This window comes from Roseateles sp. FW305-36 (assembly GCF_058787015.1).
In genome coordinates this window covers 21,039-43,055 of record NZ_JBYSZK010000018.1, presented here as the reverse complement: position 1 = coordinate 43,055, position 22,017 = coordinate 21,039, and the positions used below count along the sequence as shown (strand labels likewise).

The window sequence follows — 22,017 nt, the reverse complement described above, 5'->3', positions numbered from 1 at the left end:
GCGGTCTGTCCGGCAATATCTGCCGGGACGATTCAGGAGAGCAGCGGCAGGTGGCGGCGCCGCTCGCCCGTCAGCGCAAACCAGGCATTGGCCAGGGCCGGCGCCACCGGCGGCAGGCCGGGCTCGCCGACGCCGGTGGGCGGGCCGTCTCCGGGCATCAGATGGGCCTCGATGACGGGGCATTGCGCCATCGTCATCAGCGGGTGGTCGGGGAAGCTCTTCTGCTGCACTTCGCCATTGACGATATCGATGCGACCCCACAGCGCCGCCGTCAGGCCGAAGACGATGCAGCTCTCCATCTGGCGCACGACGATGCCGGGGTTGACCACGGTGCCGCAGTCGATGGCGCAGACGACGCGCTTCACGCGCGGCCTCCCATCCTGTTTCGTCACCTCGATCACCTGGGCCACGATGCTGCCGAAGCTCTCGTGCACGGCGACGCCGCGCGCCGTGCCCGCGGGCAGGGGCTGGCCCCAGCCGGCGGCCTCGGCGGCGCGCTTGAGCACGGCCTGGTGGCGCGGCAGGCCTTCCAGCAGCTTCATCCGGTAGTCCACCGGGTCGGCCTTGGCAGCATGGGCGAGTTCGTCGATGAAGCCTTCCTTGAAGAAGGCATGGTGGGAATGGCCGACGGCGCGCCACATGCCCACCGGCACGCCGCTGCGCGTCGACTGGTGGGCGATGCGCGCATTGGGGATGGCATAGGCCAGCTCGAACAGGCCCTCCGACGCCGTCTTGTCCGGTGCGTCGCCGCGCTTGAGCAGGGCGGCCGGTGCGCGGCCGTCAGGGAAGCCGTTGCGGTTGAGCAGGTCGATGGTCGGCGCCAGCCCGGGCATGACGCGTTCGGCCCAGCGCGGCACGATGGCGTCGGACGCGCCGGTGATGGCCAGTGCCACCGGCTGGCCCTGCGCATCCAGGCCGGCCTGCAGCACGGCGACTTCGGCCGGGCGGTAGAAGTCGTGCGTCATGTCCTCCTCGCGCGACCAGGCCAGCTGCACCGGCAGCCCGCCCATCTCCATCGCGATGCGCACGGCCTGGGCGATGAAGTCGACGTCCAGGCGCCGGCCGAAGCCGCCGCCCAGATAGGTCACGTGCACCGTCACTGCTTCAGGCGGTACGCCCGCCATGCGCGCCGCCACGTCACGCGCGAAGCCCGGCACCTGGGTCGGCGCCCAGACGGTGACGCGGCCGTCCAGCACCTGCACCGTGCAGTTCATCGGCTCCATGGTGGTGTGAGCGAGATGAGGCGCGCTGTAGACCGCCTCCAGCTTGGTCGCCGCGCCGGCCAGGGCGCCGGCCGCATCGCCCTGCTTCAGGAAGGCGAAGCCGCCACCGGCCTCATGGGCGCGGCGCGCCTCGGCCTCCAGGGAGGCCATGACGGCCCTGGAGTCGAGGCGGCCGTTGGGCGGATCCTGCCAGGCCACGTCCAGGGCCTGGGCGGCCTCGCGGGCATGCCAGGTGGTGCGGGCGACGACGGCGTAGGCGGCCGTCGAGCCGGCGACGGGCCCCAGGGCCACCACACGCAGCACGCCGGGGCGGGCGCGCACGGCGTCGACATTGGCCGGGCCGATGCCGCCGCCCAGCATCGGGCAGTGGCGGATGGCGGCGAACACCTGGCCCTGCTGGCGCACGTCCAGGCCGAAGCGCGCGCTGCCGTCGACCTTGGCGGCCAGGTCGTTGCGCGGCAGGGCCTGGCCGATCTGCGTCCACTGCTTGCGGTCCTTGAGCCTGACCTCGCCCGGCGGCGTCCGCGCGGCCTCGGCGGCCAGCTCACCGTAGTGGCTCAAGGGCCCGCTGGCGTGGCGGATGCTGCCGTCCTTGACCGTCAGCTCGTCCACCGGCAGCTTGTGTTTCAGGGCCGCGGCGCCCAGCAGCTGGGCACGGGCCGTCGCGGCGGCCAGGCGCAGCGTGTCCCAGGCGTCGGCAGTGGACGAGGAGCCGCCGGTCAGGTTCAGGCCCAGCTCGCGGCCGACCTTGGCCGTGATCCAGTTGGAGAACTTGTAGACGCTGCGCTCGTGGTCGCGCGGGCCGAAGGGGACGTTGCCGAGGAAGGTCGCGATATTGCCGTAGATGGCATCGAAGCCGGCCTCGGTGAGGCGCACGCGGCCCAGCGGCACGTCCAGCTCCTCGGCCACCAGTTGCGCCAACGCCGTATGCACGCCCTGGCCCATTTCGCTGCGGTTCATGGCCAGCAGCACCGTGCCGTCGCTGGCGATCTTGATCCAGCCGTTCAGCCCCACCTGGCCGTCCACCGTTGGCAAGGTGTGGGCATCGCCCAGGCGCGAGCGCGGTGGCATGGCGCCCCAGCCCACGATGAGTGCGCCCAGTGCGCCGGCGCCGGTCAGCAGCAGCGTGCGGCGCTTCATTTCTTCAGACCTTTTGCGGCCTGCTTGATCGCCGCGCGCACGCGCGGGTAGGTGCCGCAGCGGCAGAGATTGGTCATCGCGGCGTCGATGTCGGCGTCGCTGGGGCTCTTGTTCTTCGCCAGCAGGGCGGCGGCGGCCATCAGCATGCCGCTCTGGCAATAGCCGCATTGGGGTACCTGCTCGGCCAGCCAGGCGAGCTGCAGGGCGTGGGGATGGTCCTTGTCGCCCTCGCCGGGCGCCGGGCCGCTCCCAAGCCCGGCGGCGCCCCCTCGGGGGGCAGCCTGCGTACTCGCGGGCGTGGGGGCCCTAAGTCCTTCGATCGTCGTGATGGCCTTGCCCTGGCAGGCGCCCAGCGGCGTCACGCAGGAACGCATGGCCTGGCCGTCGACATGCACCGTGCAGGCACCGCAGGCCGCGATGCCGCAGCCGAACTTGGTGCCGGTCAGGTTGAGGCCGTCGCGCAGCGCCCAGAGCAGCGGCATGGCCGGATCGCTGGCGATGTCGGGCAGGGTCATGGCCTGGCCGTTGACTTTCAGTTCCATCGAGACGGGCCCGGGTGGGAGAAACAGCAGCCCAGGATAGCGGCCAAGGTCGAAAATACAGTCATGAGCTTCCCCCAAGATGCAACAGCACCTGAACTGCTGTTCGCCCTGCTGCCCGACAGCGGCATCGCGCCCGACGGCCCCGACACCCTGGCGTCGCTGGCCGCGGCCCTGCAAGCCCAATACCCCAAGGCGCTGACGCTGAATCTGCATCCGCCGCTGCGCGACGCCGAGGGTCGCTGTCGCTGGTGGACGGGCGCCGAGCCCAGTCCCGAGGGGGTCGACGCCGCGCTGCCTCACCTCGTCGACCGTCTGCGCATGGAGGCCAGCAAGCTCGACCTGCCCTGGCAGCGCGTGGCCCTGGCCGGCGTGGGTGACGGCGCCCTGCTGGCCCTGGAAGCCGTGCAGGCTGAAAGCCAGCTGGTGGGTCGCGTGCTGGCCTTTGCCGGCGGCTATCTGGCGCGACCTGGGCATGCGCCGCAGGATGTCTGCGTGCACCTGCTGCATGGCCTGGCCGACCAGCGCTTCCCTTATCGCCATGTCGTCGACGCGGCCCAGGCCCTGGTCGACCTCGGCGCCGACGTGACGGCCGACCTGCTGCCCCACATCGACCACAGCCTGCACCCGGCGCTGATCGACAAGGCGATGGAGCAGTTGCGTACCTTCATCCCGGCCAAGCTGTGGCGTGAAGCCGTGGTGGCCGCGCGTGAGACCGAAAGGCCCGCCGACTGATGCGCAGGCTGGCCCTGGCTGCCATCGGCGTGTACCAGCGCCATGTTTCGCCCTACAAGGGCTTTTGCTGTGCCTACCGGGCGCACACCGGCGGTGCCAGCTGTTCGACGCTGGGCGCACGGGTCATCCGGCGCCACGGGCTGTTCACCGGCGTCGTGCTGCTGCGCCAGCGGCTGAAGCGCTGCGGCGAGGTGCACCGGCAATTCCATCCGCCGGGGCCAAGGCCGCTGGCGGCGCAGCGTGGGGACTGCGACGTCGGAGGCTGCGATGCACCAGGGGATGGCTGCGACGCCTGCGATGTTTTCGATGGCTGTGATGGTTGCGACGGCTGTGACTGGCCGGAGCGCAAGCGCAAGGACAAGCCGCCCGCCAGGAAGCGGGGCGAGCCCGTGGGTTCGCGCTGGGACGAACTCGCGGACAGCGACCGAAGTCGCCGCCGCGATGCCTGATCAGGCGGCCGCGACAGCCCGCGCGGCCAGTTCCGGAATCAGCGCCGCGCGATAGGCCGCGGTACCGTGCAGATCGGTGTTCAGCCCATCGGCGCTGACCTTGACCGCCCTTGCCGCCGCTGCGCTCCAGTCCTTTGTCAATGCGGCCTCCAGCTCGCTGCAGCGGAACACGCCCGGACCGGCACCGGTGACGGCCACGCGCACGCCGCCGTCCAGGCGCGCGACGAACACACCCACCAGCGAAAAGCGCGAGGCCGGCTGCTTGAACTTCTGCCAGCCGGCTGACTTCGGGACGGGGAAGCTGACGGCCGTGATCAGCTCACCGTCCTGCAGGGCCGTCGTGAACAGGCCCTGGAAGAAATCGTCGGCGGCGATCTGGCGCTGATTCGTGTGAATGGTGGCGCCCAGGCCCAGGGTCGCGGCGGGGTAGCAGGCGGCCGGATCGTTGTTGGCCAGGCTGCCGCCCAGGGTGCCGGCATTGCGCACCTGGCGGTCGCCGATGCGGCCGGCGAGGTCGGCCAGTGCGGGAATGGCACGCTGCACTTCGGCCGAGGCGGCGACGGTCGCGTGCGTCGTCGCCGCGCCGATGCGCACGGCCTTGCCGTCGACGCTGATGCCCTGCAGTTCGGGCAGTCGCCTCACGTCGACCAGGCCGCTGGGCGTGGCCAGGCCGAGCTTGATGGCGCCGAGCAGGGACTGGCCACCGGCCAGGAACTTGTCGTCCGCGCCGAGGCGGGCGGCGGCGAGGGAGGATGCGGCTTGGTAGTTCATCGTCGTCATCTCCTCACTTGGCGGATTGCATTGCCGTCCACACCGTGCAGGGCGTGGCCGGCATGGGCAGGTCCTTGACGCCGATGGCGTCGCAGACGGCGTTCATGACCGCCGCCGGCGAACCGATGGCGCCGGCCTCGCCGCAACCCTTCACGCCCAGCGGGTTGTGGGTGCAGGGCGTGCCCTTGGCGGTCTGCACGTTGAACGAAGGCAGGTCGTCGGCGCGCGGCATGGCGTAGTCCATATAGCTGCCGCTGAGCAGCTGGCCGCTGTCGGCGTCGTACACGCCGTGCTCCAGCAGCGCCTGGCCAATGCCTTGTGCCAGGCCGCCGTGCACCTGGCCCTCGACGATCATCGGATTGACGATGTTGCCGAAGTCGTCCACCGCGCTGAAGCGGTCGATGCGCACCCGGCCCGTCGTCGGGTCCACCTCCACCTCGCAGACATAGCTGCCGGCCGGATAGGTGAAGTTGCTCGGGTCGTAGAAGGCGTTCTCGTTGAGGCCGGGCTCCAGCTTGTCCAGCGGGTAGTTGTGCGGCACATAGGCCGTCAGCGAGACCTGGGCGAAGGGGATGGCGCGGTCGGTGCCGGCGATGCGGTATTCGCCGTTCTTGAACTCGATGTCGCCTTCGCCGGCTTCCAGCAGATGGGCGGCGATCTTCTTGCCCTTGGCGATGACCTTGTCCACCGCCTTCAGGATGGCGCTGCCGCCCACGGCGAGGGAGCGGCTGCCATAGGTGCCCATGCCGAACAGGATCTTGCCGGTGTCGCCATGCTGGATGTCGACGTCCTCGAGCGGAATGCCGAGGCGGTCGGCCACGATCTGGGCGAAGGTCGTCTCATGGCCCTGGCCATGCGAGTGGCTGCCGGTGAAGACGGTGACCTTGCCGGTCGGATGCACGCGCACCTCGCCCGCCTCGAACAGGCCGGCGCGGGCGCCCAGGGCGCCGGCCACGTTCGACGGCGCCAGACCGCAGGCTTCGATATAGGTCGAATAGCCGATGCCGCGCTTCAGGCCCTTGGAGGTGCTGACCGCCTTGCGTGCGGCATAGCCGGCCACATCGGCGATCTTCTGCACTTGCGTCAGCGTCGCGTCGTAGTCGCCGGTGTCGTAGGTCAGGCCGACCGGCGTCGCGTACGGGAACTCCTTGATGAAGTTGCGGCGGCGGATCTCGGCGGGGTCGATGCCCAGTTCGTGTGCTGCCGTCTCCACCAGGCGCTCGACCACATAGGTTGCCTCGGGCCGGCCGGCGCCGCGGTAGGCGTCCACCGGCGCGGTGTTGGTGAAGACGCCGGTGACCTCGGCATAGATCTTGGGCGTCGTGTACTGGCCGGCCAGCAGCGTCGCGTACAGGATGGTGGGTACGCAGGAGGCAAAGGTGGACAGATAGGCGCCGAGGTTGGCCGTCGTGTGCACGCGCATGGCGACGAAGCGGCCGTCCTTGTCGGTGCCCAGTTCGGCCCTTGTCACATGGTCGCGGCCATGGGCGTCGCTCAGGAAGCTCTCGCTGCGCTCGGCCGTCCACTTGATGGGCCGGCCCAGCTGCCTGCTGGCCCAGACCAGGGCCGTCTCCTCGGCGTACAGAAAGATCTTGGAGCCGAAGCCGCCGCCGACGTCGGGGGCCACGACGCGCAGCTTGTGCTCGGGAATGCCGAGCACGAAGGCGCACATCAGCAGGCGCTCGACATGCGGGTTCTGGTTGGCGACATAGAGGGTATAGGCGTCGTCGGCCGGGTTGTAGCTGGCGTTGGCGGCGCGCGGCTCGATGGCGTTGGGGATCAGGCGGTTGTTGCGGAACTCGAGCCGGGTGACGTGGGCTGCCGAGGCCATGGCGGCATCGGTCGCGGCCTTGTCGCCGCAGCCCCAGATGTAGCAGCGGTTGTCGGCCGCTTCGTCATGCACGGTGCCCGCATGCCCGGCGGCCGTGGCGGTATCGGCGACGGCAGGCAGCTCGTCGTAGTCCACCTCCACCAGCGCCGCCGCGGCCTTGGCCTGGCCAAGAGTCTCGGCCACCACCAGGGCCAGCGCGTCGCCCACATAGCGCACCTTGCCGTCGGCCAGGATGGGGTGCTTGGGCTCCTTCATGGGCTGGCCGTCGGTGCTGGTGATCAGCCAGCCACAGGGCAGGCCGCCGACCTCGCGGAAATGCTCGCCGGTGTAGACGCCCAGCACGCCCTCGGCTGCCTTCGCCGCCGCGGTGTCGACGCGCTTGAGGCGCGCGTGGGCATAGGCGCTGCGCACAAAGACGCCATAGGTCTGGCGCGGCAGCACGATGTCGTCGGTGTACTGGCCGCGGCCGGTCAGGAAGCGCGCGTCCTCGCGGCGCTTGACGCTCTGGCCGATGAAGCCTTCCTTGGGTGAGTTCATGTCACACCCCCTTCATGGCTTGAGCACCCGATTGCACGGCGCGCACGATGTTCTGGTAGCCGGTACAGCGGCAGATATTGCCCTCCAGCCCCTCGCGGATGGCGGCTTCGCTGGAGCAGTCGTGGTGCTGCACCAGGTCGACGGCGCTCATGACCATGCCCGGCGTACAGAAGCCGCATTGCAGGCCATGGCATTCCTTGAAGGCGGCCTGCATGGGGTGCAGCGTGCCGTCATTGGCCGCCAGGCCTTCGATGGTGGTGATGCTGGCGCCGTCGGCCTGCACGGCCAGCATGCTGCAGGCCTTCACGGCGCGGCCGTTGAGGTGGACGGTGCAGGCGCCGCACTGGGCGGTGTCGCAGCCGACATGGGTGCCGGTCAGGGCCAGGTCTTCGCGCAGCCACTGCACCAGCAGTTGGTCTGGCGTCACGTCGCGGCTGACCGCACGGCCATTGACCGTGAGCTGGATCTTCATCGCTTGTCTCCGTGGGGTTGTGGGGTCATGCTCGGGCCGGCCCCACGGCTTGTGATTGCCGATTACCCTTGTTGAAATTTCGTTTGGGGATGCAGGTCCATGGACAACCTCGATCTCAGCGTGCTGCGCACGGCTGCCGGCTGGCGGGCCGAGTCACGTGGCGTCGTGCTGGGCACCATCACGCGCACCTGGGGCTCGGCGCCACGGCCGGTGGGCTCGCTGGTGGCGGTGCGGGATGACGGTTTGATTGCAGGCTCGGTGTCCGGCGGCTGCATCGAGGACGACCTCGTCGCCCAGTTGCGCGCCGGTTTCCTGCAGCTGGCCCGTCCGACGCCGTTGCGTTACGGCGTTGGCGCCGAGGAAGCGCGCCGCTTTGGCCTGCCCTGCGGCGGCACGCTGGAGCTGATGCTGGAGCCGCTGGGGCCACAGTCCGGCGTTGACGACTTGCTGGTGCGGCTGGAACGCGGCGAGCGTGTGCGCCGCACGCTGGACCTGACGACCGGTGCCGCGACGCTCGCCGCCGCCGAACCCGGCGCCGACACACTGGCGCTGACCGACGCGCAACTTGTCAGCCACCACGGCCCGCAATGGCGGCTGCTGGTCATCGGCGCTGGCCAGATGACCGACTACCTGGCGAAGATGGCCCTGGCCCTCGGTTATGCCGTCACCGTCTGCGATCCGCGCGCCGAATACGCCGACGGCTTCGCCATTGCCGGCGTCGCGCTGACCCGCGACATGCCCGACGACGTCGTCATGGCTTTCCAGGCCGACGGCGCGACGGCCATCGTGGCGCTGACCCACGATCCCAAGCTCGACGACCTCGCGCTGATGGAGGCGCTCAAGGGTGCCGCCTTCTACGTCGGCGCCATCGGCTCGCGCGTCAACCAGGCCAAGCGCCGCGCGCGGCTGAGCGAACATTTCGGGCTGACCGAAGCGCAACTCGACCGCCTGCACGGCCCCGTGGGCCTGGACATCGGCGCGCGCACGCCGCCGGAGATCGCGCTGAGCATCCTGGCGGAGATGACGGCGGTGCGCTACCGCGCAGCCGGCGCTCGTCCCGAGGCCGGCTGCGCCGTCTGAATCACTTCATCGTGTAGCCGCGCCCGTCCATGCAGGCCTCGACGGCGCGGTTGAACACGCTGGCGTCGGCCTGGGCATTCGGTTGCGTGGTCGCCCAGCGGTTGCACTCGCGGCGGTCGTTCTCCAACTGCTCCGGCGACTGGCCGTTGCGCGGGTAGATGATGGGCTCGGCCTTGGGCGGCGGGGGCGCAGGCGCCGGCATGACCTGGGCCGTGGCGGCCTCGGGCGGCGGCGTGACGACGGCATAGCCTTCGGGCACGGCACGGTAGTAGACGCCGCCAGCGTAGTAGTAGGGCAGGCCGCCCAGGGTCAGCGTCACATAGGCCGGCGGCAGCAGCGGGATGACGAGGCCGATGGGCGGCAGCACGACGCGATAGCTGCTGCCATAGGGCCGGTACCAGACGCCGCCATGGAACCAGTAGCGGCCGGGGCCCGCGCCGACCATGACGGCCCCATAGGGCACATGGGGCGCCACATAGCCGGGCGCGGGGTAGTAGTGGTCGTGGTGGTAGCGGTTGTCGAACACCATGCCGATGTTGACGCTGGCGTGCACGGCGGCATGGGCGGCCGGGGCAGAGAAGGCGGCGCACAGCGCGAGGGCCGCCGCGGCGGTGGTGTGGAGCAGAGAAGTCTTCATCGTCTTCAACCCGAAGTCAGGGGTGGATGGCCAACGCCGCCAGCGTCGCGCGGGTGGACTGCCCGGGCATTGCGGCCACGTAAAGTTGACTGCTTCACCTGTCCCCTGCCTGTCGCCGCCATGATCGAACTGCACTATTACCCCAGCAACGCCAGCTTCGCGCCCCATATCCTGCTCGAGGAGATGGGCATCCCCTACACGCTGCGCCAGGTGGACCGCGCCAACAACGAGCACAAGTCGCCGGCCTATCTGAAGCTCAATCCCAACGGCCTGATTCCGGTGCTGGTCGACGGCGACCTGGTGCTCTACGAGACGGCCGCCATCCTGATGCACCTGGCCGACTGCCACCCGGGCTTCTGCCCGGCGCCCGGCACGGCCGAGCGGGCCCAGTACTACAAGTGGATGGTCTGGCTGACCAACACCCTGCAGGCCATGCTGATCCACTATTTCTACCCGGACCGCATGGCCAGCAACGCCGACGAGGTCAAGGCGCGCGCCGAGGCCCAGGTCGCGCCCATGCTGGACCAGATGGACGCCGAACTGGCCCGCCATGGCGGCGACTGGTTCCTGGGCCAGCAGTACACCGCCGTCGACGCGCTGGCCTTCATGCTGTGCCGCTGGACGCGCATGCAGCACAACCCCGCCAAGACGCGACCGGCCCTGGGCGCCTATCTGAAGCGCGTGTTCGAGCGGCCGGCGACGCAACGCGTGGTGGCCAAGGAAAAGCTGCCTGATCCGGTTTATTGATCAGTCCAGCGTCTGCCGGTAGCGCAGCAGCGCCACGCTGCCGGCGACGACGAGGAAGGCCAGCATGGGCCACAGCTCTGGGGCAAGCTCGGCCGCGCCCGAGCCCTTGAGCATGACGCCGCGCACGATGCGCAGGAAGTGGGTCAGCGGCAGCGCCTCACCGAGGTATTGCGCCCACTGCGGCATGCCGCGGAAAGGGAACATGAAGCCCGACAGCAGCATGGACGGCAAAAAGAAGAAGAAGGTCAGCTGCAGGGCCTGGAGCTGGTTCCTGGCCAGTGTCGAGAAGGTGAAGCCGACGCCGAGGTTGGCCAGCATGAAGACGCCGATCATGGCCAGCAGCAGGGGCAGGCTGCCCACCATGGGCACGCTGAACAGCAGCCAGGCGGCGCCGAGGATGACGCCCAGCTGCACATAGCCCAGCACCACATAGGGCAGGATCTTGCCCACCATGACTTCGAAGGGCCGCACCGGCGTGGCCAGCAGGTTCTCCATCGTGCCGCGCTCACGTTCGCGCGTCATGGCCAGGGCCGTCAGCATGACCATGGTCATCGTCAGGATGGTGCCGACGAGGCCGGGCACGATGTTGTAGCGACTCAGGCCTTCGGGGTTGTAGCGGCGCTGGATGCGCACCTCGAAGGGCAGGGGTTGCGGTGCCCGCGAGGCCAGGGTGCCGCGCAGGTCGCGGTTCAGCGCCGTCTGGCCGAGCTGGCTGAGCGCCGCGATGGCGTTGGCGGCGGCCGAGGGGTCGGTGGCATCGGCGGCGATCAGCACCGCGGGCCTCTCGCCGCGCACGATGCGGGTGCCGAAGTCGTCGGGCACGACGACGAGGAACTGGATGTCGCCGCGCTGCAGCAACTCGTCACCACGCGACTCCGCGACGCCGCTCTCGACGACATGGAAATAGCCGCTGGTCTGCAGGGCCGCGACGAGGCTGCGCGCCATCGGGCTGGCATCCTGGCTGACCACGGCGGTCGGCAGGCCCTTGGGGTCGGTGTTGATGGCATAGCCGAACAGCACCAGCTGCATGATGGGCACGCCTGCCGCCATTGCGAAGGTCAGCTTGTCGCGCAGCATCTGCTGCACTTCCTTCAGCGCGATGGCCAAGGTTCGGGCCAGGGCTTGCATCAGGCGGCTTCGCTGAAGTTGTCGGTGGCCTGCCCGACCAGCTTGACGAAGGCGTCCTCCAGATCCTCGGCGCCGGCCTCCTGGACGATGGACGCCGCCGTGCCGCGCGCCAGCACGCGACCATAGGCGATGTAGACCAGCTCGTTGCAGCGTTCGGCCTCGTCCATGTAGTGGGTGGAGACGAGGACGGTGATGCCTTCCTGCGCGAGCTGGTGGATCTGGTCCCAGAACTCGCGCCTCGCCTTGGGGTCGACGCCGGCCGTGGGCTCGTCGAGCAGCAGCAGTTTGGGCTTGTGCAGCAGGCAGGCCGCCAGCGCCAGGCGCTGCTTCCAGCCGCCCGACAGTGCGCCGGCGAGCTGCTTCTCGCGCGATTTCAGCCCCAGGCGCTCCAGCGCCGCGTCGACGGCTTGCTTGCGGTTCTCCATCGAGAACAGCCGCGCGATGAAGTCCAGGTTCTCGCGGATCGACAGGTCTTCGTAGAGACCGAACTTCTGCGTCATGTAGCCGACCTGGCGCTTGACCTCGGGCGCCTGGCGGCGGAAGTCCAGGCCCAGCACATGGCCCTCGCCGGCATCGGGCGTCAGCAGGCCGCACAGCATGCGCAGCGAGGTGGTCTTGCCGCTGCCATTGGGGCCGAGGAAGCCGACGATGCGGCCGGTGGCAACCCGCATGTCGACGCCGTCGACGACCTTTCGGCCGCCGTAGGACTTGCTCAGGCCTTTGACGTCGATGGCCAGGTCGCTCATTGCGTCACGTCCAAGGGCTGTCCGGGATGCAGGCGCTCCGCGTCATCCGCCTTCACCGGCCGGGCCTCGACGAGAAAGACCAGCTTGTCGCGCTGCTGGTTGGAGTAGATGACCGGCGGCGTGTACTCCGGCCCGTTGGCGATGAAGCTGATGCGCGCGGGGATGGCCGCGCCGCAGCCGTCGCAATGCAGGCTGACGGGCGCATCCAGCTTGAGGCTGCCGACCACCGACTGCGGCACATAGAAGCGCGCCTTGCGGTTGGCCGGCGGCAGCAGGGCCAGTACCGGCTGGCCGGCGCCCACCCATTCACCGGGACGCAGGAAGACGTCCTGCACGCGGGCGGGCATGGGTGCGCTCTGGCGCTTCTGCTCGACACGCCAGGCCGTCTGCGCGCGGCCGCTCTCGGCGGCCTGGGCGAGTGCGCGGGCGGCGTTGCGTTCGTCCTCACGCGCCGGCAGGCGGCCCACCTGCAGCGCGGCGTCCAGTTCGACGACGCGGGCGCGGGCCTGGGCCAGCACGGTGGCCGCGTCGTCCACGCGGGCCTGGGCGACGAAGCCCTTGGCCAGCAGCTCCTGCTGGCGGGTCAGGTCGATGCCGGCCAGGCGCTCGGCGGCGCGGGCCTGGTCAAGCTGGGCCTGGGTGACGGCCAGCTCCGGCAGGCGCCGGCCCTTGTCGGCGTCCTGGGCCTGGGCGCGGGCGCTCTGGGCCCGCGCGCTGGCCTCCGCATCCGCCGCGATCTCCGGCGTCGCATCCAGCGCGAACAGCGCCTGGCCGGCCGCGACGGCCTCGCCCGAGCGCACGGCCAGGTCGGTGAGCCGGCCGGCCACAGGCGGCGCGATATAGACCAGCTCGGCCTCGGCGTAGCCCGTCCAGCCTTCGGGCGGCTTGTCGCTGCAGCCGGCGAGCAGGGCGGGGATGAGCAGCAGCACGGTTCGTTTCATGGTCGACTCCTCAGACGCCGCTGGCCAGGCCGAGCAGCGCCCATTCGATACGTCGTTGCAGCGCCGCGTCGGACAGCACTTCTTCATCGACCGCCGCCAGCAGCGCAACTGGCACGGCGGCTATGGACTTCATGCCACCGACGAGGATGAGTGGCGCGATGACGGCCCCCATCAGGAAGGAGAAGCGCGTCAGCAGCGGTCGCGGCGGCAGCCGGTCCAGCGCCTGGGCCTCCTGCAGCAGGGCAAGCAGCACGCCCAGGTGGCGCTGCGCGTTGGCGCGCAGGAAGTCCTGCGCCACCGCCTGGCCGGCCTGGGCATCGGCCCAGACGCGCGCGATCAGCGGCCGGTGCTCACGCACGAAGCGCGCCACGCCCATCAGCGCGGCGGCCAGGCGCTCCATCACGTCGGCCTCGCCCTGGCTGTTCAGCGACAGCGCGCCGAACATGTCCTCGTAATGCCGCTGCAGCAGCGCGCGCAGGAAGGCGTCCTTGCTGCCGAAGTGGTAGTGAACCATGGCCGGGTTGACGCCGGCCGCATCGGCCACGCGGCGCACCGACAGGCCGGCGCAGCCGAGCTCCGGATAGAGCGCGGCGCCGGCGGCGAGCAGGGCCTGGTCCTGATCCTGGCTGGGGCGGGGCATGCCGGCGATTATTGGTCAAGTGTTCAGTAAACGGCAAGCTTGATCAAGCGCAGGTCGCCGTCCACGTCGGCGCCCTAGCATGACCGCTTGGTAAGGAGAGAAACCATGGACCTCGCGATCTGGATGCGCAGCTTCACCATCCGAACTCGCATGCGCGGTGCCATTGCGATGGTGCTGCTGATGTTTGCCGCCCTCGGCCTGGTCGGCCTGCTGGGTGGCCGCCAGCTGACGGCGCTCAACGCCGAGGCCTCGGCTCAGACGGCGCGCGAGCTGCAGCAGCTCACCGCCATCGGCCAGGCCTTGGCCGAAGTTCGGCAGCAGGAGGGCCTGCCGGATCGCCCGCGGGAGGCGTTGCTCGTGATCGAGCAGCGTACGCAGGCGCTGGTTGGTGCCCAGGAGCGGCGGACCCATGCGGCACAGGCCGAGGTCGCCACCGAGGTGCAGCGCACCGGCTGGCGCGCCCTGGGCGTGCTGGCCTTGGTGCTGGTGCTGGTGGTGCCGCTGACGCTGGTCAACTCTTCCACCATCACCACGCCGATGCGCTATGCCTGCACGGTGGCGCAGTCCATCGCGGGCGGTGATCTGAACAACGACATCCGCATCGCGGGCCGCGACGAGGCTACCGACCTGCTGCGTGCCCTGGATGCGATGCAGGCCAGCCTGCGGGGGCTGGTCAGCCAGGTCAAGACCTCGGCGTTCAGCATCGAGACGGCCAGCGACGAGGTGGCCGCGGGCAATCACGACCTCAGCCAGCGCACCGAGCGCACGGCCACCAGCCTGCAGCGCACGACCAACTCCATGGACGAGCTGACCCAGGGCGTTCGCCACGGCGCCGATGCGGCGGGCAAGGCGCGTGAATTGGCTGCCGGAGCCGCCGAGGTGGCGCAGCGCGGGGGCCAGGAAGTCTCCGAGGTCGTTGCCACCATGGACGAGATCAATGCCAGCTCGCGCCGCATCGGCGACATCGTCGGGCTGATCGACAGCATCGCCTTCCAGACCAACATCCTGGCGCTGAATGCCGCCGTCGAGGCGGCGCGCGCGGGCGAGCAGGGCCGGGGCTTCGCGGTCGTCGCCAGCGAGGTGCGCATGCTGGCACAGCGCAGCGCGGAGGCGGCGCGCGAGATCAAATCGCTGATCACCGCCAGCGTCGAGCGCACCGAGACCGGGACACGGCTGGTGCAGCACGCCGGCGCGACGATGCAGGAGATCGTCGACAACGTGCAGAAGGTCAGCGACATGATCGGCGAGGTCGCCGCCGGCGCGGCCGACCAGAGCGCACGCATCGGCCAGATCAATGGCGCCGTCAGCCAGCTCGACGACATGACGCAGCAGAACGCCGCGTTGGTCGAGCAGTCCGCCGCTGCGGCCGACAGCCTCAAGCAGCAGTTGCAGCTGCTGACAGGGGCGGTCGCGCAGTTCAGGCTGGATGGCAATTCTCACTAACGACCTGGCTGGGCGGTCCGCCTAGACTGCCTGCATCACTGGCAGTCCAGGGAGTGGATGCATGGCGGGTTGGAAGCTGAGGCGCCGAGCCGGCGCACTGGCGTTGGCCGTCTTCGCGCTGATCGTGGCGCTGATCGTGGCGTGGGTTGCGGTGGAAGGGCCAGCGGACGCGCCGAAGCCGGATCGTGCCGCCGAGTCACCGGGGCGAGCGGCCCCTGTCGTGGAGGCCGCCAGCCTGGCCGACACGCACCCAGCCTCGAGCGACACGGGTGGCAAGGCCCCCCTGCCCCTGACGATTCCGGCGACGTACAGAGGACGTGACCTCGCCAGGGAGGTGCAGGATGCACTGGCGCAAGACACGCCGACAGCCGCACTGACGGCGGCGGAATTGATCGACCGTTGCCTGAAGGTCGACCGGCGCGTCGCCGAGCTTTTCGAGGCCCAGAGCCAGCAGTCGTTCCAGGACGTGGTCGTGAAGAAGATGCTGGGGCTGTTCGGTCTGGACGAACGACGACTCATCGAGATCTCGCAGCAGGAGCAGCGCCACTGCCAGGGCCTGGATGCGCAGACACGCGCCATGCGGCCTGCGCTGCTGCAGAAGGCGCTGGATGGGGCTGTCGAGGGAGCCGCGCAGCGCTATCTGGAATGGCTGGTGGAGACGCAGGGCGACAAGACCGACCCGGCTCAACTGCAGGTCTTGCGTCAGCGCATCCGTGAGGAAGCGGATGCCGGATCGATGGTTGCCATGTATGCGCTGGCCAACGTGAGCACGCCAACGGGGTTGAGTCCGGAAGCAAGGCATGCCTATCAGCGTGCGACGGACCTCTTCGAGGAGAGCTGGGCCAAGGACGAGGATTGGTCCCGATTCTTCAGGCCCACGCTGGCCGTGAAGCAACTCCTCGGCGCCGATGCGGCGGACCCGTCGTTGACCGCGGCGCAGCTGCAGGCCGCCGAGCAGCGGGCGCAGCGGCTCTTTGAAGCCTACAGGCTCCGTGAAGCCGTGCGCCGTCGGAGCGTCGGCGAACCTGCCCCTTCGCCGGCGACCTGATGGTCGAGACCAAAGGCGAGCTCACGCCGCGCGCAGCAACGCGGTGCCGGCGCAGCACGCCGGCGCGGCGATACAGCAGCCCGCCGCTGCGGCCAGCAGTCTGCGCCAGCAGGTGCAGCTGCTGGCGGGCGCTGCAGCGGGCTCAGGCCCGGCGACGGCGACTCATGGCCAGGGCGGCGAAGCCCGTCGCCAGCAGCGCCAGGCTGGCCGGCTCGGGCAGCAGCCGCACGCCTTCGAGCGTGCCGTCGACCTGGGCGATGTCGCAGCTCCCGGGATCATTGGCGCTGCTGGAACAGAACTGGAAGGCGTGCAGATAGCCGGCCAGCAGCCGCGCATCGGGGCTGCCGGGCAGGGCGCCGCTGCTGAAGATGCCGAGATCGCCACTGCGCATGATGACGTTGAGGGCCGACATGCCGCCCGCGTCGTTGAAGTCGTTCAGGCCGAAGGTCAGGCCGTCGACCAGGGGCGGCGCCGACGCATCGGGCGGCACCGCGTCGTTGCGAACGAAGAGGCTGCCGCCGGCCGCCGGGTTGAAGCCCGAGGTGAAGGGACCCAGGCCGCCGATCATGATGCTGAAGGTGATCGAGGCCGGGTTGTAGCGGTAGCGCCCACCGTTCTGGCCGAGAAAGTTGGCGCTGGTGTCGAAACCCACGTCGATGGTGAAGGCGTCGCCCGCTGCAATGGGCGCGCCCACGGTCCCCGACACGGCGTCGATATGCCCGCTGAACTGCCACATGACCGGCATGGCGCCGGCCACCAGAGGAAAGGCGATCGCCACCACAGCGGCCGCGATTTGCGACTTGATCTTCATGCGGATGTCCCCCGACGGGTTGGTTGCTCTTGTTGGAGCGCCTGTCTCGGCGTGGACGCCGCATGCAGACGGACCCGAACCCAGTGTCTGCCTGTGGGTTGCCTCCCACCACCTCGAAATGAAGGTCGGGCAATCCCTAGTTTTAAGTGGCCAATCGCTATACTCTTTGCACAGCGCCGATTTGTTCCGGATTGCGGGCGCTCAATAAATGCCGCTAAACAGGGCTCCGAGATCAACCGGCGTCCGCAACAGTGGCGCCGGTTTTGTTTTTCTGGAGAGGGCCATGACAGGCCGTAGCGTCGGCGACGTATCGCCGCAGAGTTTCCACTTCGACGAGCCGCTGCCGCTGCGCAGCGGGACCAGCTTCGGGCCCTACGACCTGATGGTCGAGACCTATGGCGAGCTCAATGCCGAGCGCAGCAATGCGGTGCTGGTCTGCCATGCGCTGAACGCCAGCCACCATGTCGCCGGCACCCTGGCCGGCCAGGCCAAGAGCGAGGGCTGGTGGGACAACCTCATCGGCCCCGGCAAGGCCCTGGACACCGACAAGTTCTTCGTCATCGGCGTCAACAACCTCGGCTCCTGCTTCGGCTCCACCGGGCCCATGCATGCCAACCCGGCCACCGGCCGGGCCTGGGGCGCGGACTTCCCGGTCGTCACGGTGCAGGACTGGGTCGACGCCCAGGCCCGCGTCGTCGAGCGCTTCGGCATCCTGAAGCTGGCGGCCGTGCTGGGGGGATCGCTCGGCGGCATGCAGGCCCTGGACTGGGCGCTGCGCTATCCCGAGCGCGTGGCCTATTGCATCGCCATCGCGACGGCGCCCAACCTGTCGGCGCAGAACATCGCCTTCAACGAGGTGGCGCGCCGCGCCATCGTCACCGATCCCGACTTCCACGGCGGCCACTTCTATGCCCATGGCGTGGTGCCCAAGCGCGGCCTGCGCGTGGCCCGCATGATCGGCCACATCACGTATCTGAGCGACGACGTGATGGCGGAGAAGTTCGGCCGCGAGCTCAAGGGCGGCGAACTGGGCTACAGCACCCAGGAGATCGAGTTCCAGATCGAGAGCTATCTGCGCTACCAGGGCGACAAGTTCAGCGACTACTTCGACGCCAACACCTATCTGCTGATCACGCGAGCCCTGGACTATTTCGATCCGGCCTCAGAGCACGGCGGCGACCTGACGCGGGCCTTCGCTTCCGCGCGCGCCAAGTTTCTGATTGCCAGCTTCACGACCGACTGGCGCTTCTCGCCGGCGCGTTCGCGCGAGATCGTCAAGGCCCTGCTCGACAACCGGCTGGACGTGAGCTACGCCGAGATCGACGCGCCGCATGGCCACGACGCCTTCCTGCTCGACGACCCGCGCTACCACGGCGTGCTGGGGGCCTATTTCGAGCGCATTGCCGGCAGCTTGTGCCCGGCCGCGCGGCCCTTGCAGATCAAGGGAGTGGCCGTATGAGCTTCGACCCCGCCATCGCGGCGCTCGTGCCGCCCGGCTCGCGCGTGCTCGACCTGGGCTGCGGCACCGGTGAGCTGCTGGAGCACCTCATCAAGCACAAGGGCTGCACGGGCTACGGCGTGGAGCTGGACGACGCCAACCTGCTGGCCTGCGTGAAGCGCGGCGTCAACGTCATCCAGCGCAACCTGGAAGAGGGTCTGTCCATCTTCGAGGACCAGAGCTTCGACGTCGTGCTGCAGCTCGAGACGTTGCAGCATCTGCGCAATGCCGAACAGATGCTCAAGGAGACCGCACGCGTCGGCAAGCTGGGCATCGTCAGCTTCCCCAACTTCGCCCACTGGCCCAACCGCCTGCAGGTGCTGTTCGGCCGCATGCCGGTGACGCGGGCCCTGCCCTACGAGTGGTACGACACGCCCAATATCCGCGTCGGCACCTTCGCCGACTTTGGCGTGCTGGCGCGCAAGAACCGCCTCAAGATCCTGGACAGCTTCGGCCTGCAGGACGGCGGCGTGGTGAGGTCGATGCCCAATCTGATGGCCAGCGTGGCGGTGTTCAAGTTCGAGCGCGAGTAGGGGGTTGAGCCTGTGGCCCGATGTCCGCATCGGGCGCCCGGTGCCGTCTGGACACGCAGGGCTCTTCAAGCCATGAGCCTGCCGTCTCGCAAGGTCTTGCGGCCGCCTGCGCAACCCTGGGGATGCGCGGCACCCAGCCTTGACCTCAGACTCCGGTCTCGATGCTCAACGCCGCCGAAATATCCCTGCTCAGCCGTCTCTTCGACGAGGCGCAGCGCCACTCGGGCGCCGAGCTGGAATCGTGGCTGGCCGCGCGGTCGGAGGCCGAGCGCGGCGTGCTGCCGCAGCTGCGCGGCATGCTCGAGCGCCAGCAGCGCGCGCAGGGCGAGTCCACGGCTTATCGACTGCCCAACCTCGAGGCGCTCCAGCCCGACGCCGCGCACGCCGGCGAGCGCGTCGGCCCCTACCGCCTGCTGCGCGAACTCGGGCGCGGCGGCATGGGCGAAGTCTGGCTCGCCGAGCGCGTGGACGGTGCCTTCGAGCGCCAGGTGGCGCTCAAGCTGCCTCACCTGGCCTGGGGCTCGACGCTGTCGATGCGGCTCAAGCGTGAAGGCGTGATCGCTGCGCAGCTGGATCATCCCCACATCGCGCGTCTCTACGACGCCGGCAGCGACGAACGGGGCCGACCCTTCATCGCCATGGCCTATATCCAGGGCCAGGCCATCGACAGCTGGTGCCAGGCCCACGATGCCGATCTGCGCCAGCGCATGCAGCTGGCGGCCCAGGTGGCACGCGCCGTGGCCTATGCGCATGGCCGCCTCATCGTCCATCGCGACCTCAAGCCGGCCAACATCCTGGTGGACGCTGACGGCCAGGCCCATCTGCTCGACTTCGGCATCGCCAAGCTGCTGGACGCCACCGAACCGGGGCTCACCGTCGATGCCACCCATGCCCACACGCCGCGCTATGCCGCGCCGGAGCAGCGCGCCGGCCGTCCCATCACCGTGGCCACCGATGTCTATGCCCTGGGCCTGATCCTCTTCGAGCTGCTGACCGACGGCTTGCCCCCGGTCGATGGCGAAGCGCCGCTGGCCAGCACCGCGGCCCAAGATCCCGTTCGCCGCCGCAGCCTGCGCGGCGAGATCGACGCCGTCCTCGCCAAGGCCCTGGCGCTCGACCCCGAGGCCCGCTATTCCAGCGCCGAAGCCTTCGCCGACGACCTGGAGCGTCATCTCGCCGGCAAGAGCGTGCGGGCGCGACCTGACGGCGCGCTCACACGGCTGCGCAAGCTGGTGTGGCGCAACAAGCTCGCCTCGGGAGCGCTGGCGACGGCGGTGGTCGCCCTGGTGGGCGGCGGCTCGGCCGCGCTGCTGCAACACCGCCAGGCGCGGCAGGAGGCCGAACGGGCGCGCGTGGTGACCCAGTTCGTGGCGGAGATGTTCAGGCTCAATGCCGGTGCGCGCAGTGCCGTCAAGCTGTCCGCGGTGCCCGATGTGGTGCCCGAGCAGTTCGTCGATACACCGGCCCAGCTCATCGAAAGCCGTTTTGCCGACCAGCCGGCGCTGCAGGCCGAGTTGCTTGGCGCCGTTGCGCGGCTGTATGTCGATCTGCGGGTGGGCGAGCAGGCCTACGAGTTCGCCGAGCGCCAGATCGCGGCGCTGCGCCGCATCGGGGCTCCGCGCGAGGCGCAGGCGGAGGCCTTGCTCAACGCCGCCCAGGCGCGTGACATCCAATCTCGCCCGCTGGACGCCATCCAACTTGCCCGGCAGGCACTGGCGCTGATCGATGCCCACAGCCGCCTGGGTTTCCTGGGCCGTACCCTGCTCGCGAATTTCCACTCCACGGCCGGCCAGGAGGAGGTGTCGCGAGCCCTGCGTGGCGAGTTGGAGGCCGAGAGCGCTCCCTACCTGGCGGCGCCCAGCATGGCCGGCGTGCATTTCCTCAACCTGCGCGCCAATGCCCTGATCGGCAGCGGCGCCTACGAGGAAGGTCTGCGGGTGCGGGATGAGGCGGCGCGCATGGCCCAGTTGGTGCAGGGCGAATCCTCGCCCACGGCGATCTTTCAGCGCATCGGCATGGCCGTCGGACTGGTCGGGCGGGATCGCATCGACGAGGCCTTCCGCAACTACCAGCTCGCCATCACGGCGCTGGATCGCGGCGGCGACGCGGCGCGCCTGCACCTGGCCTCCTTCGCCGCTCACTTCTGGGAACGTGTGGCCTACCACCAAGGCCGGTCCTTTGCTGAAATCGACCAGGCGATGACAGGCTTCCTGGCCTTGATCGACCACTGGGGTGACAAGGTGGTGCCCAAGGTCCGGGCGCAGACCCAGCTCGCGCGGGCCAGCGCCCTGTGTGCCCATGGCGACCTGAACCAGGGCGTACCCCTGCTCAACCAGGCGGTGCCGGTGCTGCGCCAGTCCAACCTGGCCGTCCGCGAGGCCTATCTCCTTGCCGAATACCAGGCCCGTGCGGCCATGCGAACCGGCCGTCACGCCGAGGCCGATGCCCACTGGGCCGAGGTTCTCAGTTTGCGTGAAGGCTTCCAGGCCGGCACGGCGGCCTACGCCTCGCTGGACTGGCAGATGGCCGCCCTCAACAAGCAGATGGCGGGCGACGTGGCCGGCGCACAAGCCGTCCTCGACAAGGCCCCGACGCAGCTCAAGCCGCTGATCGGCGGCGCCCTCGATCCCGGCTTCTACAACCGTGTCCTGCCGCTGACCCGACTGCGCCTGCGCCTGGCCCAGGGCGACGCGGCGGGTACGCTCGCGGGCCTGGCCGCGCTGGGGGTGTCGGGAGGCCTGCCCGCTCAGCCCCAGCGCGGCGAGGTCGACACGGATGCCGCGCTCGCCGCCTTGCCGGGCGAAGCCCACTGTGCGGCCGGACAGCCCCGGCTGGGCCTGACGCTCCTCAAGACCTGGATCGACCGCCAGGCCGAGTGGTCGTCGCCCCTGGACCCTGGCCTGGCCCGCGTGCGCAGCGTGGCAGCCCTGTGCGCTCTCCAGGTCGGCGAGCGGGCCCAGGCGCGTGTGTGGCGCGACGAAGCCCGCCAGGCCTTCAGGGACCAGCCTGGTGTCAGCCCCTGGTACCGGGTGCCGCTGGCCGAGCTGGAGCGCCGGCTGCGTTGAAGC

At 69.7% G+C, this 22,017-nt stretch carries 19 protein-coding genes, 1 pseudogene and 1 riboswitch; of the genes and pseudogenes, 9 read left to right on the top strand and 11 right to left on the bottom strand.

What is annotated here, in order from left to right:
- Positions 1–32: 32 nt before the first annotated feature.
- A complete protein-coding gene (locus AC3WOE_RS25900) occupies positions 33–2,363 on the bottom strand; it encodes a xanthine dehydrogenase family protein molybdopterin-binding subunit (protein WP_492694589.1) in 2,331 nt (776 codons plus the stop codon).
- On the bottom strand, positions 2,360–2,905 hold the full coding sequence (locus AC3WOE_RS25895) for a (2Fe-2S)-binding protein (protein ID WP_492694587.1): 546 nt from the start codon (positions 2,903–2,905) through the stop codon (positions 2,360–2,362). Before AC3WOE_RS25895 ends, AC3WOE_RS25900 begins: the two co-directional genes overlap by 4 nt.
- Positions 2,906–2,968: 63 nt before the next feature.
- On the opposite strand from AC3WOE_RS25895, the gene AC3WOE_RS25890 reads away from it, so the two are divergent.
- A complete protein-coding gene (locus tag AC3WOE_RS25890; RefSeq protein WP_492694585.1) occupies positions 2,969–3,637 on the top strand; it encodes an alpha/beta hydrolase family protein in 669 nt (222 codons plus the stop codon).
- On the top strand, positions 3,637–4,086 hold the full coding sequence (gene yidD, locus AC3WOE_RS25885; protein ID WP_492694583.1) for a membrane protein insertion efficiency factor YidD: 450 nt from the start codon (positions 3,637–3,639) through the stop codon (positions 4,084–4,086). Before AC3WOE_RS25890 ends, yidD begins: the two co-directional genes overlap by 1 nt.
- On the opposite strand, the gene AC3WOE_RS25880 is transcribed toward yidD, so the two are convergent.
- Genes AC3WOE_RS25880 through AC3WOE_RS25870 form a run of 3 tightly spaced genes read right to left on the bottom strand, consistent with a single transcriptional unit; the run spans position 4,087 to position 7,697 of the window.
- Positions 4,087–4,866: an FAD binding domain-containing protein gene (locus AC3WOE_RS25880; RefSeq protein WP_492694581.1), complete on the bottom strand. Its 780-nt coding sequence runs from the start codon at positions 4,864–4,866 to the stop codon at positions 4,087–4,089.
- A 4-nt stretch (positions 4,867–4,870) separates the two neighbouring features.
- Positions 4,871–7,225 (bottom strand): xanthine dehydrogenase family protein molybdopterin-binding subunit, encoded by a 2,355-nt coding sequence (locus AC3WOE_RS25875; protein WP_492694579.1) that lies wholly within the window; start codon positions 7,223–7,225, stop codon positions 4,871–4,873.
- Position 7,226: 1 nt separating this feature from the next.
- Positions 7,227–7,697 (bottom strand): (2Fe-2S)-binding protein, encoded by a 471-nt coding sequence (locus tag AC3WOE_RS25870; RefSeq protein WP_492694578.1) that lies wholly within the window; start codon positions 7,695–7,697, stop codon positions 7,227–7,229.
- Positions 7,698–7,796: 99 nt separating this feature from the next.
- Here AC3WOE_RS25870 and AC3WOE_RS25865 point away from each other — a divergent pair, with 99 nt between their 5' ends.
- Entirely contained in the window at positions 7,797–8,777 is a 981-nt protein-coding gene (locus AC3WOE_RS25865; protein ID WP_492694576.1) for an XdhC family protein, read from the top strand.
- Position 8,778: 1 nt separating this feature from the next.
- On the opposite strand, the gene AC3WOE_RS25860 is transcribed toward AC3WOE_RS25865, so the two are convergent.
- Positions 8,779–9,414 (bottom strand): DUF6515 family protein, encoded by a 636-nt coding sequence (locus tag AC3WOE_RS25860; RefSeq protein ID WP_492694574.1) that lies wholly within the window; start codon positions 9,412–9,414, stop codon positions 8,779–8,781.
- 120 nt (positions 9,415–9,534) lie between these two features.
- Here AC3WOE_RS25860 and AC3WOE_RS25855 point away from each other — a divergent pair, with 120 nt between their 5' ends.
- On the top strand, positions 9,535–10,161 hold the full coding sequence (locus tag AC3WOE_RS25855; protein ID WP_492694572.1) for a glutathione S-transferase family protein: 627 nt from the start codon (positions 9,535–9,537) through the stop codon (positions 10,159–10,161).
- Here AC3WOE_RS25855 and AC3WOE_RS25850 read toward each other — a convergent pair whose 3' ends face one another.
- The 4 genes and pseudogenes from AC3WOE_RS25850 to AC3WOE_RS25835 all read right to left on the bottom strand — a co-directional run bounded on the left by AC3WOE_RS25850 (position 10,162) and on the right by AC3WOE_RS25835 (position 13,616).
- Positions 10,162–11,289 carry an ABC transporter permease gene (locus AC3WOE_RS25850; protein ID WP_492694570.1) on the bottom strand — a complete coding sequence of 376 codons (1,128 nt, stop codon included), beginning with the start codon at positions 11,287–11,289 and terminating at the stop codon, positions 10,162–10,164.
- 83 nt (positions 11,290–11,372) lie between these two features.
- Positions 11,373–12,035 (bottom strand): annotated as a pseudogene (ccmA, locus tag AC3WOE_RS25845) (heme ABC exporter ATP-binding protein CcmA); the annotation flags it as partial.
- Positions 12,032–12,976, bottom strand: coding sequence for an HlyD family secretion protein (locus tag AC3WOE_RS25840; protein ID WP_492694568.1), 945 nt, complete (start codon positions 12,974–12,976; stop codon positions 12,032–12,034). The pseudogene ccmA and the gene AC3WOE_RS25840, both read right to left, overlap by 4 nt.
- 10 nt (positions 12,977–12,986) lie before the next feature.
- On the bottom strand, positions 12,987–13,616 hold the full coding sequence (locus AC3WOE_RS25835; protein WP_492694566.1) for a TetR/AcrR family transcriptional regulator: 630 nt from the start codon (positions 13,614–13,616) through the stop codon (positions 12,987–12,989).
- A 105-nt stretch (positions 13,617–13,721) separates the two neighbouring features.
- Between AC3WOE_RS25835 and AC3WOE_RS25830 the strand changes: the two genes are divergently transcribed.
- Both AC3WOE_RS25830 and AC3WOE_RS25825 read left to right on the top strand, forming a co-directional pair.
- A complete protein-coding gene (locus AC3WOE_RS25830) occupies positions 13,722–15,059 on the top strand; it encodes a methyl-accepting chemotaxis protein (protein WP_492694564.1) in 1,338 nt (445 codons plus the stop codon).
- A gap of 61 nt (positions 15,060–15,120) precedes the next feature.
- Positions 15,121–16,107 (top strand): hypothetical protein, encoded by a 987-nt coding sequence (locus AC3WOE_RS25825; protein WP_492694562.1) that lies wholly within the window; start codon positions 15,121–15,123, stop codon positions 16,105–16,107.
- A 142-nt stretch (positions 16,108–16,249) separates the two neighbouring features.
- On the opposite strand, the gene AC3WOE_RS25820 is transcribed toward AC3WOE_RS25825, so the two are convergent.
- Positions 16,250–16,918, bottom strand: coding sequence for a PEP-CTERM sorting domain-containing protein (locus tag AC3WOE_RS25820; protein WP_492694561.1), 669 nt, complete (start codon positions 16,916–16,918; stop codon positions 16,250–16,252).
- A gap of 163 nt (positions 16,919–17,081) precedes the next feature.
- A riboswitch (SAM riboswitch) is annotated at positions 17,082–17,157 on the top strand.
- Between the two features lie 44 nt (positions 17,158–17,201).
- Here AC3WOE_RS25820 and metX point away from each other — a divergent pair.
- The 3 genes from metX to AC3WOE_RS25805 all read left to right on the top strand — a co-directional run bounded on the left by metX (position 17,202) and on the right by AC3WOE_RS25805 (position 22,014).
- Positions 17,202–18,377 (top strand): homoserine O-succinyltransferase MetX, encoded by a 1,176-nt coding sequence (gene metX, locus AC3WOE_RS25815; protein ID WP_492694559.1) that lies wholly within the window; start codon positions 17,202–17,204, stop codon positions 18,375–18,377.
- Positions 18,374–18,949, top strand: coding sequence for a methionine biosynthesis protein MetW (gene metW / locus AC3WOE_RS25810; protein ID WP_492694558.1), 576 nt, complete (start codon positions 18,374–18,376; stop codon positions 18,947–18,949). The genes metX and metW overlap by 4 nt, the downstream gene beginning before the upstream one ends.
- A 161-nt stretch (positions 18,950–19,110) precedes the next feature.
- On the top strand, positions 19,111–22,014 hold the full coding sequence (locus AC3WOE_RS25805) for a serine/threonine-protein kinase (protein ID WP_492694556.1): 2,904 nt from the start codon (positions 19,111–19,113) through the stop codon (positions 22,012–22,014).
- The last annotated feature ends 3 nt before the right edge of the window (positions 22,015–22,017 follow it).